Raw genomic sequence first — 17,102 nt, forward strand, 5'->3', positions numbered from 1 at the left:
ATTTAACCTGAATTCGGATAAGAAAATTAAGCCTGAGGTGCTGGAAGTTACTATTGGACTGATAGCTACCGCCGAATATCAATTGCCCGCAGGCTGAAGAAAATCCTGCATTCTTTTCAGGGTCTTTTTATGTTCAAAAAAATTGAACAGGGTGAAAATCACAAAGGTCTGCATAACAAAGGGAACAAGCAATGTAATAAGTGTTCCGGCTATTTCGGATGTATTTTGCATTCTGAAAAACTGGTAAGCATAATGCCCGGTTTTTCCAACAATCTGCAACATGGAAATCATACATATTACCATCAAACCCGTATTCTGCTGGTATGAGGTGTAAAAACACTTTCCTTTGTATTTAAAATCTGTTCTCATATATTTCCAGATTTTAATATTTAATAACCATACCGTCCCCATTATCAGTAAAAACAGTCCATTCAGTAGTCTGAAAAATATTGTGTATTCTTCCTGATCTTTTGAAAAATAAATCAGCAGCAGGTTAATTCCAAAGAAAGCAAGACCTATTATAAGAGATTTTTTCAGGAGTATATTAAATTTTTCTTTAATGATCTTTTTTACAATTAGTGGAATCTCTACAGGAGAAAATAAAAAGTAACTTACCATTTTAAATTCTCCGTCCCATGATTTTTTTACGTTCAGAAACGCGTCTTCAAAATTCAGATTTTTGCGAAGCTGAACATCTGCAATCTGGGAGATCATATGGTCCTTTATTTCCACTAAAATATCAAGAGGAAGTTCCTGAAAAATAAGATAATCTGTAACCTGTTTTTCCTGTGCTTTGGTCATCATATGTTAAAAATGGTATTGAGGTTTAACAAATAACTTTTCATCTCGTTTTCCTGAACAGCCTGGTGTTTCTTTCCCTTTTCTGTCAGGAGGTAATATTTACGGTCCCTACCGTTGATCTTTTGGATCTCTGAGGTGATCATCCCGTCATTCTCCAATTTATGCAGCAGCGGATACAGCGCACCTTCCGTCATCTCAAGCTCCCCTTCTGTAAGTTCTTTGGCACGCTGGGTGATCTGATAGCCATACATTTTCACTTCTTTAGAAAGCAGTTTTAGAATAATGTTCTGGAGTGTTCCTTTGTAAAGACTGTTCTTTTTCAAAAACCTTTTTTTTATACCTTGTAAATCTATGCATAATTTTCTTATGTATTATTTTTTTTCTGAAAAATATCTATTTTGCGGCATGAAAAAAATGTATTTCATCGCTATTTATCCTCCACAGGGTATCATTGATGAAGTAAAGGTGTTCAAACAAGATCTTGCTGCGAATTATGATAATTCAAAAGCATTAACCAATGATGCACATATTACTTTATTATCACCTTTTGAAAGAGAACTTGAACTGGAAAGTGATATTCATACTGCTTTCCAGAAGATAGATACGAATATTCCTCCCTTTGAAATACTACTGAATGGTTTCGGAAGTTTTCCCAATCCAAAAAATGCGGTCATTTTTGTACAGCCTGAAGCCAACGAAAATTTAAATTTACTTCATCAAAGGGTAACACAGCACTTCAGTTTTGGCAAGAAATCTTTTACGCCTCACATGACCGTTGGTTACAGAAACCTTAGTTTTGACAACTATCTGAAAGCGTGGGAGATTTACAAGAACAAAGAATACAAAACTAAATTTTTAGTCGACAAAATTCTACTTCTTCGCCATGACGGAAGATGGATTCCTATTGCTGAAAAACAATTAAAATAAGGCTCAATCAAACTTTACCACAATTCAACAAAAAAGATTTATAAACCCTATCTTTGAAGCATGATTTCAGAGAAGATAATTTTAGGGATTGATCCCGGAACAGCGATTATGGGTTTCGGCATTATTTCCGTGACCAAAAGTAAAATGGAAATGATTTCCATCCACGAACTGATCCTGAAAAAGTATCCGAACCACGAAACAAAACTGAAATATATCTTTGATAAGACATTAGCTCTGATCGATGAATATCATCCTGATGAAGTGGCCCTGGAGGCTCCATTTTATGGGAAAAACGTGCAGAGTATGCTTAAATTGGGCCGGGCACAAGGCGTTGCAATGGCCGCAAGCCTGTACAGAAATATTCCCATCACGGAATATTCTCCCAAAAAGATCAAAATGGCCATCACCGGAAACGGAAATGCCAGCAAGGAACAGGTAGCCGGAATGCTCCAGAACCTTTTAAAACTGAAAGAATTTCCTACCAAATATTTAGATGCTTCAGATGGCTTGGCTGTTGCAGTCTGCCATCATTTTAATTCCGGGACTATTGCAGATACAAAATCCTACAGCGGATGGGATAGTTTTTTGAAACAGAATCCGGGGAGGGTAAAGTAGACATCGTATGATTGTAAATAAATTTTAAAATAAAACCACTGTTTTTCACAGTGGTTATTTTTTTTTTAAACGTAAAGACACCGCGCCAGATTGGGTATAAGTTGCGCAATTGAATGAATATGAATCTACTATTTGTCCATTTCTTTTTATTAATTCATTAATAAAAATGTTGCCACGTTATATGTATAAACCCACTGCAATTGCGGTTGGTTCTACTATCTTCACATGCGAATATCCCTGTCAATTAGAAAAATTTTAATCGTATAGATTTATAGAAGAATACCCATAATAAAACTACACTTATTATAATATTATAAATCCCCAGAGTTTTATCCGAAGGAGAATACAAATATGTATAAGTAAAGTATTCCATTGTAAAAAATAATATTACAGAAAGTAAAAAATATATTCCTTTATTTATTTTAAAAATAAAATATAGAGGTAAAATTAAAACCAATATTAAAGGGATTGTATATATTGAAGCAAATAAAATATAATTTAAAGTAAGTTTAGATACTTCAGATGATGTTCCAGCATTATCTAAAACAATATTTTTAAATCGATCTCCAATAAAAGCAAGTAGAAAAAAGAAAAAAATGTACTTAATTATTAAATACAAAAAGATATTGATTAAATTAGTTTTAAGCATTAATTTCTTTTATAAAATTTTGATGGATAGTATGAAAAATCTTTTTTAGGGGATGCTGCTCCTCTTGGAGTTAATTCCTGATGCATTGGGTGTGATTCTTCCAAAGCCTACCCTTACATCCTAAATAATTTTTTATTGTAAACCACCGCAATTGCAGTGTTTTTTTTATCTGCTCAAAGTCACAGACTTTGCGAAGCGGGGTAAAGAGTAATCAAATACTGTTTGTACTGAACCATAAATCATTTGCTGAAAATTTATTATAATCAATTTCCCAATCTAATAATTGATTTTTCAAAATATTATGATCTAGTTTTAAATTCTTATCATCCAAATTTTCAACAATAATTGTACACAAAAATGGAAATTGATTAGTATTTGAACTGATAATATTTTGATAGTTTCTCTCAATAATTAATTTTTCTGTAGCAAGAGCGGGTTTTTGTGTTATATGAATTTATTTTTGCAATAAAATATCTAATTTATTCAATTCTTCGGTTTCCCAGTTTTGTTTTTTACATAATGTACTACATAAGTTTGCAATTTGAAAAACTTCGTTAACTAGAATCTCAAATTTTATTTGCACAGTAGATAAAATATTTTTTGATCTATGATCTTCAAAAAACTCAATTATGCAATCTTCTTCATTTAACATTTTAACTTTTATAAAAAAAGGACCATCAAAAATAACAGTTCAGCGTGTTCGGAAACTTTATATTTAATATCTCTTAATGACTTAACCCAATTATTCATCATCACAATGATAAGATCATTCCAATTTTTTTCAGGAAATAAAAAATCATTAATTTCCAAATAAATAATTCCCGTAATAGTTTCCTTGTATTTTCTGAAAGAATTTTTGTCTATATGTAATTTTATTTTATTCATTTCTGTTTATTTGACAATAGGGCATGCGGTTTCTATCGTTTTAGTGGATTTATTTACCCACATTTCTATCCCGTTTCCTTGAAAGAGAACTCTTTCTCCTTGAGTTTTTACTAATTTACTATTCTTATAAGCGTTTATAACTAATTTTTTAACTTGAGATTTGCTGAAAATAAAGTTTTTAAAGAAGAAACTCTTTCACCTCCAATCATATGGCCTGAAGCAATATGTTCTATCAACAGCAATTTTTTTCCATGAAGGGAAATTTACTGCTTTATTTAATGCAGAAACATTACCATGCTTCACTTGAACAGCAATTGCTGCCAATTGAACAACTTGAATAGCTTCCTGATCTTCAGGGTCTTGATAATCAACCACCGCATCAAGAGTAGCCCATCCTGCAGAAGCTAGAAGATTACTTCCACCTATTAGGAAAGTTCCCATGGTAAAAGCCAGATTTCTTTCAAATTTTTCTGTAGCAAGAGCTGCTTTACTATTTCTGATACCAAAAGCTAATCTATCCTGAGAACCATGATAAGCACTTAAACTTTGGATTCCCATAAATGACAGCTTAGAATCAGTTACATTTTTTGTCAATATAATCTCTCCAATTTCAATAGGATTATTAGGAGTAGAACCTTTCTTTGGTGGATCTTCCTCTCCAATCATTCCTGTTGGGTCGTTAAATCTTATAAGGTTTCCATAAACATATGAATATGGATTGTAAGCAAATTGTAATTCACTCAACGGTTCCACCACACCCCATCTTCTTATCTGCCACACGATGCAATCGTGCGGTAGCGGGGGGCCATATCTGGACCTTCTTTTATAGCTGCTTACTCCACCTTTAGTATATAACCTGCGTCACATCCAATGCCAAACTTTACCTAGTTTTTATACAGCCTCTTTTAATAAAATTAGAGCATTGAAATTCAATACTCTAATTACTATATTTTTGGAAATAATTTTATCCGAAAATCAATTCATTTTCAAATGTTATGTTAATGCATTTTTTGATTTTTGGAAACCACAAATATACATGTTGTGGAATAGATAAAAATAATTTGTTTAGACCTATAAAATCTTTAAAGCTAGCTTCATAACCTAATTCAGTTAAATTATCCCCGATAACTATTAATTTTTCATTCAATAATTCAGGAAAAGCATTTAAAATTTTCAAGAATTCATCATCTACTTTTTCTAAAAGGTTAGCTTCAGAATTGAAATCAATAAAAAATAAAGGTTTCTTTTTATCCCAATCAATACCACTAAATCCCATAGGATAATTTGCCTCTATTTCACTAATAAGATCTTTAATATTTTCGTGAATAATTATTGTATTTTCTTTTATTTCTGTTTTGAGTTTTGCTAATAACTCATTATCGTGGATTGTCTTCATTATTTTGAGAATCTAGTTATAATTTTATTAACTGTTTTTTCAGAACTATTGAATTGGAAATGTGGACCTTTTAATTTACCTGACCAAACATTTATATGTGCTCCGCTACGGGCATCAAATTCAACTCTGAATCCCACTTTACCTTCAGCAGTACTCATCCCAATTGATTTACCTTTTGATGTTCCAAATTTTCCAAATACTTCTTGCTCTGCCTTAAACCCCTGAGTGTCAAGCCATTTTAAAGCAGCGCTTCTAGCTTGGTTATAATCATTATATTTATATCCATTTTCAGCTCCTTTCCCCCAAATACCCGACATCTCTGTTCGAGAAAGAGTTTTCATACTTTTTTCCGCTCCTTCTTCTGCAATTTCTTTAGCAGCAGTTTTAGCAGCATCTTTGGCAGCTAGTTCCAAGCCTTCTTCTACCAGCTCTGTACCAATGGTTTTAACACTTCCTTTGATGATAGATCCTGCTCCCAGTGTTGCTATGTCCAGAGCTAATCCTCCTACACCAATACCAGTCTGCACCCAGTTGCCGTCTCTTATGCCTTCATAAATATCCAATCCACTTCCTACAACAGGAATGAAACCAACTCCAATTCTTGCTGCATCTCCCCAGCTAAAATTAGAACTGTTATTTTGGTTTGATGAAGCACTAAATGTCCCTAAATCAATATTTTCAATATCTCTTGTTCCATCTGTTCCTATTGAGTATTCTGTGTGAGATAAACTCAGTCCATTTACTTCCATATCTCCCTGATCATTAAGAATGTATGCTTCCATACCTTCTATTTCCCAGGCATCAATGACCCTATTTTCAGAGAAATTGTAATGCGACTGATAAGCATATGCTTCACTTAGCGGATCAATATTGAAAAACCTGCCCACATCTGGCATATAGTTTCTCCATTTAAAGCTATACCAACCATTCTCCTGAAGCTCCTGGCCTTGATATTTATACTGATAAGTATTACGAGGCGTAACTGTATAATTATGCAGCATACCAAAAGGATAGTAATTGTTTACTTCAACAATTTCACCTGGCTTCCAGTAATCTATGCAATTGGGTGGATTCCAAGGATCCCAAGGTCCATCGCATTGCTGTACACGGTACTGCCTCGGCTGTATAATTCCATCTTTATTAGTGTCCGTATAGCTTAACCTTATATTTCCTAAATGATCTGTAAAATTATAGATATATGTATTGTTTAGTACATCATAATATCCTTCTGATGTATGAATAATTCTCAGCTTTACTACAGGAATTTCATTAGGATCTGGTTCAGGAATCAAGCCACCTGCTGTGCCTTCCTCCGATGGTCTTGTAGATTTATACTGAAACCCATCCAGATAATCTGTTTCTATATCTCCAAAGAGCTTCTTTACTTTTACTCCGTCTGCTCTGTAGGTGTAATTTGTTACTTTGGCATTCTGAGTAACCTGTTTGGGTAAATTTAGATAATTATATTGTATTGAGGAAATACCCTTATCCAGATGGCTTGTCATATTTCCATTACCAATACCCCCATTATCATATTCAATGGTATTAGGATTGACCAGATAAGGATAGCCTGAAGGGTTTTGCTGTTCATCCGTTACATTTATTAATCTGTTTCCAACATAATCATATTTCAGATTATCAATTACCTGTGCCGTATTACCTCCAATGAGAGCTCCTTCTGACCTTTTTAATCTCTGGATATTACCATTCAGATCATATTCCAGTTTTTCAAAGTATTCTTTTGCAGTTTCACTTCCTGCCTTTTGGTAAAAGCCTCCTAAAAGCCTATTTAATGAATCATAAGAATATCCGTATCTTTTTAAAGGCTCATTTTCTTCAGTAAGTGTTTTCCAATCTACTTCTGCGATATTCCCATTATATTTGGGCTTTACTTTAAGATCAGGAAAATCTGAGTTAGGAATCTCTAAGCCTTCACGCTGGGTGTATTTGATTTTATATCCGAATAGATCATTTCCTAAGTTATTGGGATTATTAACTGCTGTCATCCAGCCTCGAATGTTATAAACGTAATCAACGGTCTGAAGTGGCATTGAAATATTTGTTCCACCCACTTTCTTTGTCTTTAACTGCGAAAGTTCATTATATTCATTCTGGGCTAAAATTTCCTCGGTATTATTGTCAATTTTATGTTTTTGTACTTTCAACCTGTTTTGGTTATCATACTCAAATGTTTCAATAACAATTTTTTCTGTATCTGTATTAAGTCTTTTGTGATAGGTTTTGGTTTGTTTTGCGACACCTGAAAAATCAAGTTCTGCTTCAGTTTTAGTATATCCTCCCAGGTGATTGACAGAATGGGTTCCTACTACTCTTCCTTTTGTATCATACCAAATAAAATCTCTACTCCAATTGTCATCCTCTATATTTTTCACATAAGAAGCCGTGGGAAGACTTTTTGTACTTCTTGATGAGATTTGTGCATCCTGTGTTAATACTTCTTGTGTTGGATTTATGATATAAGAGGGAATCGAAATACCTGCTGGAAGTGGAGGATAAGTATCATAATAATTGATTGTTAAGACCTTTCCTACATTTACAGGAGTAGCTATGTTGGAATAATATATAGGCATTCCATTTATTGTAAAGGTAGCTGTGCTTCTGGATTCGTATAGATTGGTGCTGGCGTTTGCATTGGTTTGTAATGCCTGTCTTGTAAGGGAAGTTATTGAAATACCCGTATAAGCTACTCTTCCAAATTTATCATATTTAGTAAACATCCAATTCGAAGATGACTTCATATTGGCATCCTGGCTCATAATGAGTTTATTAGCCTTGTTATACACCATATATTCCCAGCCTTTTCCTGGAATTTTCTTTTCAACTAATCTATTTTTGTTATCATAACGGTACTGATAGCATAAATTATCTAACATCGTTGTTGTCAGTGCAGATGAAGCAGATGCTAATGGCGGAATCACATAAGCCAGATGATCATTACTATCATAGACATAGTATGTATCAACATTATGAACCCCGTCATTTTTTCTAATCAGTATAATATGACCATAAAGATCTTTAAATATTATCTTTTCATTGTTGTCTTCATCCTTAATACTAAACTTATATAATGAATTTTCATCATACAAAGTTAGCTGAGAGAGATTTGAATTATAAATCTGATTGGTATTATCCCATGCTATAGTAACCTGATATTTCTTAACCTGATCAGCTGTCGAATTGGCATCATAATCATATTTTACAGTATGATCTGAACTCATTTTCCATTCTTCTCCAGGACTGGCAGATTGAAACATTCTGCTTAAAGGTGAGGATTCAAGCTCTTTTTCAGAAAATGCATTGGTAACCCCATAATATGAATTAACCGTACTTTCTGTAACTGAAGTTTGAATACCAGCATTAGAAGTCTGTACAGGAACAGGTAAATAATCTTTTGTTTTCCTTCCGAACTGGTCATATACTATTGGTAAAACCATATCCTGCCCTGATGGCGTAGATTTTACAGATATTACCTGCTTAGGCCTCCCAAGCCCATCTAAATATTGAACTTCTTCTAATTGTTTCTGTACAGGATCAGAAGGGTCAGATAGATATGTTTTTTTGTAAATATAATTTTCAGTATCCGTGAGATTCTGAGAGTAGGAATAACTAAAAATTACCCCTAATAATATGATTAATATTTTCTTCATGATTTTAGTTTTTGTAATGATACTTATATTCCTCTATTACCTTACCATCAACATCTATCACTTTTTCAAGCTTATGGCTCTGAGTATCATACTTATAACTTTCTCTTAATCCGTCAGGATTTGTAAGGCTTGTTATTCCGATCAAAGGATCATAAGTATAAGTTGTGATCTGATAATCCTTAAAAGCTATATTTTTTCTAAGATCATCCAGTAGTGAGATCAGGATATTTTCTGAGGCTGTATCTACATCAACATCTGAAGCGTCCTGCAAGTATCCAATATTAGTATTGGCGTTTACGTAATTATAGGTAGCGCCTACGATTTTTGCAATGGGCTGAGATTTATTGTACCCATAAATAAGGGTTGTCGGAATCCCTGAAGCATCAGTATATTGCAAAATATGTCCCTGTCCATCATATAAATCATAAGTCATTTTTGTATCCACACTTGTATCATTTGCGTAGTCGTTGAGACCTGTTTTTATTGTTCTAGCTGAAACTGGAAGTATAAAATTATTTGTGGTTGAGTTTTTGCCAAAAATAGTTTCAGTTCTGGAAATAGGCTGTTGAGCTTCATTATATTTTGTAACCGCCAAAGGAATTCCTATCATGTTTTTAGCAATCATATCAGAAAAAGGCTGGCTTGAAATATTCATATCTGATGGATACTGAAACTTAACAGTCTTAAACTTGGAAAGATCAAATTTATTAGGATAATCTTCTATTTTATCAATAAGAGTATAGCTGGGATCTATAGGACTTTTATAATAATATTTTTTTAATGATTCTATTTTTCTCCCATCTTTAAAATATTCTGTTGTAATCTCAGAATCTAAAACCTTGTCTGAGTAATAAATAAGATATGGATCCATTTTTGAATTACACTCCATACATCCTGGCTGTGGAATTCCAAAAAAGCCCCCTGGATCTATTGGGTGTGATAAACCGTAATATTGCCAATTGGCTGTGAAAAAATCATAATCAACTCCTCGTGATGTCAAATTTGATATATTTTTATAACTGTAATTGTTTTCGAGGATTTTATTTTGATTGGAATCAAAATATACTTTGCTTTTCGACATTCCTCTTTCAAAGGAAAAGTCAATTTTTTTAGAAAGCTTATTAACAGGTCTTAAACCATTTAAAACATAATAATCTGGATAATCATTAAAATCACTAAATGTGTATTTTATATAACCATCATTATTTTTTTCAAAAGCAGTGCTGTAGGCCACATTAGAATTAAAAAAATCTGATTTTGGTCTGATTCCATTAGCAGATGATGTCCCCCCTGAATTATAAACCTCAGGATTATATGCATCTGGAAAAAGATTGTATACATTATGTCTGGTAAAAAATAGTGGTTCATGCATCAATATTCCTGAAGAAATATTGTTATCCATGTCATCAAAAGAATTATTATAGAAAAAATCTCTTTCTTTTCTTTCATCGTAAATTTTCTTGATTCTTAAACCACCACCCCCGTTAGCAAAAGGTTGTAATAAAACGGCTCCAGTAAGTGTACTGTAATTACTTGATATTCTTTGACGGAAAGAATGGGGTTCAAATACAAAATTTGTGCTTCCTCCTGTAGGCCAGGTAATCTGCTGAAGAGAGCCATATAAAATTTTAGGAGCAACGCTACCTCTTGTAGAATACTTATCAGCTTCAAAATTTTCCCAAAATGCATACCTTCCCGATGTAGAAACAGCAGTATTATAGCCATTGTAATATCCCCACATATCTGTCTTTTCAGATAAATAGCCTGGTAAACTATTAGGATTATTATATAAAAATGTATATTTCTCGTCAATATTTTTGGCAACTTTATATAGAAATACTCTTGGATTGGCATTAGCATATTCAAAGTTTATTATGTTCACTAGTTTATTGACATAGCTAACTTTGATTTCATTTAACAAATAATGCTTATGTACATATGCATTTGTATTAGGAATTTCATCTGTAGATATATTCCCTGCCTCAAAATTCCTCCAAAATCTATTATATATCTCGTTAGGTGTAAATAAATTATTACCCGAATCTGAATATTGTATAGCATCTGTTACTACATAAGTAAAATCAGCTGTTGCTCCAGTGAATGAATTTATTTTCTTCAAATAAGAGGGTTTATAAAAATAACCACTCCCTTTATATTTTTTCCAAAAATTTGCATCGGTAAGATCAACGTTAGAATAACCAGTAGTTGAATTTTGCTCCTCAATAGAAGAAGATGTTTCAAAATTTGCTTCTGTATATAAATTTGTTAACAAATATTCTCCAGTTTTATATTCAAAATTATATACTATTTTTCCATTTGGATCAACTACCTTTTTCAAATTCCATTTCATTACGTAAGGCCATAGAAAATTTGTATCAAAATAGCTTCCTAAATGGATTTCCATACTCTTAACATCATTATCTCCAAAGATATATTGAAAGCCTTTATCATCTATAAGCGTTAGTCGTCCTATTGATTTTCTTTTGTAATCAGAATATGGCGTATGAAGTGACTGATTCATAATCCCATCCATAGGATTAACCATATCAGAATCTTTATTGTAAACAACCTTTAGATTGTCTTTTGAAGATACTTTCCAAGTACCATCATGTCCCATAAAAAAAGATCCGCTTTTGCCAAAAAAATTGAAATAAAAAATATCTGGTTCTGTATCCATTCTCCAATATCCTCCAGATGCACCTGATGCCCAGTTTATCATAGTTTTCAGGTTGGATTCCGTATTCCAATTATCATGATTGATAAAATCTAGTTTTTCGAAAAAGCCCTTCTGGAGCCCCAATAAAGTCCCTAGCCCTGGTTGGCTTGATGATGCCCCATTCTCTAATTCATCAAAACACATTCCCTTAACTTTCCTCGTAATACTTCCTCCTGCATTCAAATTCCAATTTTGTCCTACTATTCCAGACACATTATTTATTAGGACTCCTGTTGCATCATAATTTAAATTTAAATCTAACGAAAGGTTATCTTCCTTCAATTGCTGAAGAGGAATATTAATATTAACAGTACCAGTATATAAGTCAACTCCAAAATCCCTTTCAAAATTTAGAGCTTTATTATTTTCGTAATCAAGTGGATTTTGTCCCCCTGCTGCAGAAGCTTGTGCATTGTACAGCAAAGAATTAATTACAGTTATAAAAATTAAAATCTTCTTTTTCTTCATTTGTTTATTTCTTAATAATTTTGGCATTTGCCGTTTTATTCGTATCCGTTTTAATGGTAACCAGATAAGCCCCCTGTATCAAATTCTGAGTATTAATCTTAGTAACCTTATTCTTTGTTTTCAAACTCTGAAGCTGTCTTCCGCCCATATCATACAGCATAATATCAGCTTCTTTAAAGTCAAAGCCTATTTCTACATAAGCATAATCTGAAACAGGATTAGGATAAATTTTGATGTCCTGTTTTTCTATAAGCTGATCAAGCTGCTTATCTCCTAACTTTACGATCTTCCAATTCTCTTTTCCAAGCTCTTCTGCACTGGTTCCAGCTAGGATAATGGAGCCATCCCTGTTGAGTTTAATATCAGACAATCTTTCCTCACGTTTCCTGGATTCTCCTTTTACGTGTTTTCTCCATTGCTCATTGCCATCTGCACTGAGATAAAGCATCCAAAAGGTTTCATCATCAGTCTCAATTTTTCCTTCTGCCTGGGTATAGCCTCCCAAAAGAATTCCTTTTGAAGACTTATCATCTGCTGAATGAAGCACACTTGCTCCCATCAGGATATCTCTGTTCCCAAAATTGTAGGATTTCTGCCAGATATCTTCGCCTCTTTCGTTTAAGGAGATCAGCCATAAATCTGTTCCTTCTTCTATACCTGCGGTTTTGTTTTCTGATCTCTCGGATCTGGATTCACCGCCGATTAAATATCCTGAAGAGGTCAATGCTAAGGTTCTTAAATGGTCATCTGCTTTGCCCCCAAAACTCTTTTCCCATTCTGTTTTTCCTGTTTTATCAAGCTTGATCACCCAGTAATCTCCTTCACCAAAATTTTCGGTTTTCTTTGATCCGCCTATAGTACTTCTGGAATAGATGCCTAGCAAAGCTCCGCCGTCTTTCGTTGGAATCATTTTCTCTACTTCATCTAAACCTTTTCCTCCTAAAACTGACTGAGAGAGTCCTTTTCCATCCTTATCGAGTTTTACAATCAAAACATCTTTTGAACCATAACCCTTAGCTGAATTCTGAACGTTACCGGCTACAAAGAATCCTAAATCAATAGTCTGAATGACTGACCTTGCTTCTTCATCGGATGCTGATCCTAAAGTTTTCTGCCACAATTCGTCTCCAAATTCATTCAATCTGATCAGCCAAATATCAGATCCACCTTTGGAATCTTCTTTTTTATCCAGACCCTTTCCTGAATATGAGGTACCAGAAATCAAAAATCCACCATCTTGTGTAGCAACGGTTGCAGATAAATAATCATGGTTGTTTCCGGCAAAGAACTTTTCCCAGACCTCTTGACCTTGCTGGTTCAGTTTTATCGCATGAAAATCGTAGCCGTTATTTTGTTTCTGGTTTGAGGTCCCTGAGCCTATTGAAGGGTTGGATTGAATTGAGCTTCCCGTGATCAGATACTGCTGATCTATTGTTGTGGTCACCTGGCTTAGAAAATCCTGTGTAGAGGATTTGATGTCTTTCTGCCATAATATTTCCTGGGCCGACAGACCCAGGATTGTGCACATCGTAAATGCACTTATGTAGAGCTTTCTCATCTATTTATGTATATTAGTCCGTATAATTTTGCAAATTTAACGTTTTTTAACACAATCAAGTCATGTTAATGTGATTTAATATAATTTCTTCACTTTAAAGTGTTTTTTTATCACTTTGCTGATTGTATTAGGCAAAGATATCTGGGCAAAACGACAGAACGTGGCGTATTAAAATCATAGATATAATATTTTAAATTGATTATTGAACGTTCTTATTTGGCAACAATTAGTATAATGTAAATCAATCAATTAAATCAAAATGTTTAATTACTTGGCAAAACATAATACTATCTTTTACATTGGTATGATTTTTAGTGCTACATTTGTATAAATTTTCACTAATGAAAACAAACCAACAAACTATAAATCAAGCGAATCATAAAATAAACTGGTTCCAGAAGTTTCTGATGGTATGCTCCGGAGGAAACATTCATATTTTAAGAAAGACTCCGAGTGAATGGAATAAATTTTCAGGAATTGGAGGAATTGTATTATTCACTGCCGTTTTTGCCACTTTATCTGCAGGTTATGCCATGTATACTGTATTTGACAATATATGGACTTCAGTGGGTTTCGGAATTCTGTGGGGATTAATGATCTTCAACCTGGACCGTTATATTGTTTCCTCCATCAAAAAAACAGGAACATGGGGAAATCAGATTTTAATGGCTATTCCCCGTCTTGTGCTGGCAACATTTTTAGGAATTATTATTTCTAAGCCTCTGGAGCTTAAAATTTTTGAAAAAGAGGTTAACAAACAACTCAATACCATCATTCAAAGAAATAAAAAACAGCTTGAGGGTGAAATGAGCGGCAGAATCCTGAAACAGAGCAGCCCTTTTGAAACTGAAAAAAAACAGATTGCAGAAAAAGCCGTACAATATCAGAAAGCTTATGATTCGGCAGCTGTAGAGCTTGAAAAAGAAATCCTTGGAAAACAGTCCGGGCTTACGAGTGGAAAAGAAGGTTATGGTCCTAACGCAAAACGTAAGCAGGAATTGAAGGAACAGCGTCGTCAGGATCTGGAAAATTTCCAGAAGCAGAATGCCCCCAGAGTCGAATATTTAGATAAAGAGATCTCTAAAGTTTATACGAACCTGGAAACAGAAAGGAAATCTTCGGAAACCTTTGAGGATAAATTCAATGGTTTTGCTGCAAGACTCCAGGCTTTGGATGAATTGGGCAAAAACTCAGCAATTATAGGTTTGGCGGCCGCTTTTATCATGGGGCTTTTCATATGTCTTGAAATCTCTCCGGTTCTGGTAAAATTAATTTCCCATGTCGGACCTTATGATTATCTGTTAGAAAAAACAGAGAATGATTTCAGGCTCTATTCTAAGGAAAAAATTGAAAAGGGAAATGCCCTGACTGATTTCAGAATTGATGATTTTAAGGATAATTTAAAAAAATAGCGTATTTTTCACGCATGATTATTGATAAAGAAGAGATCCAGAAGAAAAAGAAAAAGCTGGACGACTGTAAAGCATTCCTGAAAAAAGAATTCATCGGAATTGATAAGATTATTGATGATTTAATGGAATACATCCAGATCTGGTATCTGATGCCCGAAATCTTAACCCGTCCCGTAGTGATTAATCTGTGGGGAATGACAGGTGTAGGAAAGACAGATCTTGTAAGAAAAACCGTCCGGTTCCTGGAATTTCAAAATCGTTTTGTAGAAATAGAGCTCAGCAACAGCGATGAAACTTCATGGAGTAAAAGTGTATCCGATATTTTCCAGAGTAACCGCCTCAGTGATGAAAAACCGAGCATCGTTCTTTTTGATGAGATCCAGCGTTTTAATACAATCGATCCCGACGGCACTCCAGTACCACAGACAAAGTTTACCGATTTTTGGGAGCTTTTAAGTGATGGAAGGCTAAGCAAAAGAGAACGGGATGATCTTGAACATTATCTGTTCTCCTATCTTTTGCGTAAAAAAGAAAATGAACGGCGAAAGATGAACGGCGAAACGGAAATGGACGAAAATCCTTATCTGAATCTTTGGGACGCCAAGGAACTGAAAAAGTACCTCAGCATGGAAGATGATGTGATGAGCATCATCGATATGAAAGAGGAAGATATGATCAAGCTGATTCTGAAGAAGCAGAAAGAGAAAAAAATCTATGAGCCGGTAGATTACAGCAAAATGCTGATCATTATCAGCGGAAACCTGGATGAAGCTTTTCAGATGTCCCGTGAAACCAGCGAAGCGGATATAGATGCGAATATATATCATGCATTCACAAAGAAAATAACCGTTGTTGATATAAAAAATGCTTTGTCAAGAAAATTCCGCCCGGAGCAGGTAGCACGATTTGGAAATATCCATTTGATCTATTTTTCATTAAAGACCGAAGATTTTCAGCAACTTATCCAAAGGGAAATAAACAATCTTAAAACTAAGACAAAAACAAAATTTGGGATCAGCTTAAAAATCAGCAAAAGCATCAATGAGCTGATCTATAGAAACGGAGTCTTTCCTGTACAGGGTGTGCGCCCGGTATTCAGCAGTGTAGTTGATATCCTTGATACAAACCTCAGCAAATTTCTATTTGAAGCCATCATTAATGATGACAAAACCATTGAAATTGATTATCTGGTGAAGCAGAAAACAATCACCGGGAAAGTAGGAAAACGTATCATTGAAATTCCTTATACCGGAAGAATCGACAGTATACGGCAATCCAGCCAGCAGGATGCAGTAGCCAATATCAGTGTTCATGAATGTGGCCATGCAGTATGTTATATGCTTTATACAGGTTTTGCCCCTTTACAGCTGAAAAGCAAAGTAGCCAGCAGTTATGCTGCAGGATTTACCTTTCCGCACCAGATCCATGATACAAAGGAGAGCCTGCTTGACAGGATTAAAATTTATCTGGCCGGTGGTATTGCTGAAGAAATCATTTTTGGAGAAAATAATGCAAGCATAGGAAGAAGCCACGACAGGGAGCAGGCTACCATACTTGCCACCGATTATATCAGAAAATACGGATTTGATGAAGAATATCAGGCAACATACAGCCTGGAGGATTATCCGCATCGTATGCAGCATGATATTACAGATAAAAAAATTGAAAGGCTGATGCAGGATCTCGCTGTAAAAACGAGGGAAGATCTGCTTCTTCATTTAGATCTTTTGAAAGATATGAGCATTGAACTCAGCAAAAAAGGCAGTATGCTGCCTAAAGAAATCTACCTGACCGCAAAAAAACATACACTTGAGGTGAGCATTAAAGAAGAAGGACATCTGCATATTGCAACGTATCATAAGATGCTCGGCCAGTAGAGAAAAAATCCAGAAAAATAGAAATTAAAATTAATAACATCTTACCTTTCAGTCAATTCTGAGAGGTTTTTTCTATATATAATTATTTTATCCGAATATTTTATAATTTTACTCTACTAAACTAATCCAT

At 34.2% G+C, this 17,102-nt stretch carries 13 protein-coding genes; 4 read left to right on the forward strand and 9 right to left on the reverse strand.

All coding sequences use genetic code 11. From position 1 onward, the window contains the following. Positions 1–78 precede the first annotated feature (78 nt). Positions 79–804, reverse strand: a complete 726-nt coding sequence (locus LC418_RS19915) for a hypothetical protein (RefSeq protein ID WP_223560399.1) — start codon at positions 802–804, stop codon at positions 79–81. Continuing rightward, on the reverse strand, positions 801–1,124 hold the full coding sequence (locus LC418_RS19920) for a PadR family transcriptional regulator (RefSeq protein ID WP_034746505.1): 324 nt from the start codon (positions 1,122–1,124) through the stop codon (positions 801–803). The genes LC418_RS19915 and LC418_RS19920 overlap by 4 nt, the downstream gene beginning before the upstream one ends. A gap of 82 nt (positions 1,125–1,206) precedes the next feature. On the opposite strand from LC418_RS19920, the gene LC418_RS19925 reads away from it, so the two are divergent. Together LC418_RS19925 and ruvC are read left to right on the forward strand one after the other, a co-directional pair. Then, a complete protein-coding gene (locus LC418_RS19925; protein WP_223560400.1) occupies positions 1,207–1,728 on the forward strand; it encodes a 2'-5' RNA ligase family protein in 522 nt (173 codons plus the stop codon). Between the two features lie 60 nt (positions 1,729–1,788). Continuing rightward, positions 1,789–2,343 carry a crossover junction endodeoxyribonuclease RuvC gene (ruvC, locus tag LC418_RS19930; RefSeq protein WP_040997663.1) on the forward strand — a complete coding sequence of 185 codons (555 nt, stop codon included), beginning with the start codon at positions 1,789–1,791 and terminating at the stop codon, positions 2,341–2,343. Positions 2,344–3,446: 1,103 nt separating this feature from the next. Here the strand turns inward: ruvC and LC418_RS19935 are convergent. The 7 genes from LC418_RS19935 to LC418_RS19965 all read right to left on the reverse strand — a co-directional run bounded on the left by LC418_RS19935 (position 3,447) and on the right by LC418_RS19965 (position 13,683). Continuing rightward, the gene (locus LC418_RS19935; RefSeq protein ID WP_223560401.1) at positions 3,447–3,644 is read right to left on the reverse strand and encodes a hypothetical protein; all 198 of its coding nucleotides are present in this window, start codon (positions 3,642–3,644) and stop codon (positions 3,447–3,449) included. An 8-nt stretch (positions 3,645–3,652) separates the two neighbouring features. Next, on the reverse strand, positions 3,653–3,877 hold the full coding sequence (locus LC418_RS19940) for a hypothetical protein (RefSeq protein ID WP_223560402.1): 225 nt from the start codon (positions 3,875–3,877) through the stop codon (positions 3,653–3,655). Between the two features lie 195 nt (positions 3,878–4,072). Then, positions 4,073–4,657, reverse strand: a complete 585-nt coding sequence (locus tag LC418_RS19945; protein WP_223560403.1) for a hypothetical protein — start codon at positions 4,655–4,657, stop codon at positions 4,073–4,075. A gap of 184 nt (positions 4,658–4,841) precedes the next feature. After that, a complete protein-coding gene (locus tag LC418_RS19950) occupies positions 4,842–5,273 on the reverse strand; it encodes a hypothetical protein (protein ID WP_223560404.1) in 432 nt (143 codons plus the stop codon). Next, positions 5,273–8,941: a DUF6443 domain-containing protein gene (locus tag LC418_RS19955; protein ID WP_223560405.1), complete on the reverse strand. Its 3,669-nt coding sequence runs from the start codon at positions 8,939–8,941 to the stop codon at positions 5,273–5,275. The genes LC418_RS19950 and LC418_RS19955 overlap by 1 nt, the downstream gene beginning before the upstream one ends. A 4-nt stretch (positions 8,942–8,945) precedes the next feature. Continuing rightward, positions 8,946–12,152, reverse strand: coding sequence for a hypothetical protein (locus LC418_RS19960; RefSeq protein WP_223560406.1), 3,207 nt, complete (start codon positions 12,150–12,152; stop codon positions 8,946–8,948). Further along, positions 12,130–13,683 (reverse strand): T9SS type A sorting domain-containing protein, encoded by a 1,554-nt coding sequence (locus tag LC418_RS19965; RefSeq protein ID WP_223560407.1) that lies wholly within the window; start codon positions 13,681–13,683, stop codon positions 12,130–12,132. Before LC418_RS19965 ends, LC418_RS19960 begins: the two co-directional genes overlap by 23 nt. A gap of 341 nt (positions 13,684–14,024) precedes the next feature. Between LC418_RS19965 and LC418_RS19970 the strand changes: the two genes are divergently transcribed. Together LC418_RS19970 and LC418_RS19975 are read left to right on the forward strand one after the other, a co-directional pair. Further along, positions 14,025–15,095 carry a DUF4407 domain-containing protein gene (locus tag LC418_RS19970; RefSeq protein WP_223560408.1) on the forward strand — a complete coding sequence of 357 codons (1,071 nt, stop codon included), beginning with the start codon at positions 14,025–14,027 and terminating at the stop codon, positions 15,093–15,095. Between the two features lie 14 nt (positions 15,096–15,109). Beyond that, entirely contained in the window at positions 15,110–16,972 is a 1,863-nt protein-coding gene (locus tag LC418_RS19975; protein ID WP_223560409.1) for an AAA family ATPase, read from the forward strand. Positions 16,973–17,102: the final 130 nt, after the last annotated feature.

This window comes from Chryseobacterium lathyri (assembly GCF_019970085.1).
GTDB classification, from domain to species: Bacteria; Bacteroidota; Bacteroidia; order Flavobacteriales; family Weeksellaceae; genus Chryseobacterium; species Chryseobacterium lathyri.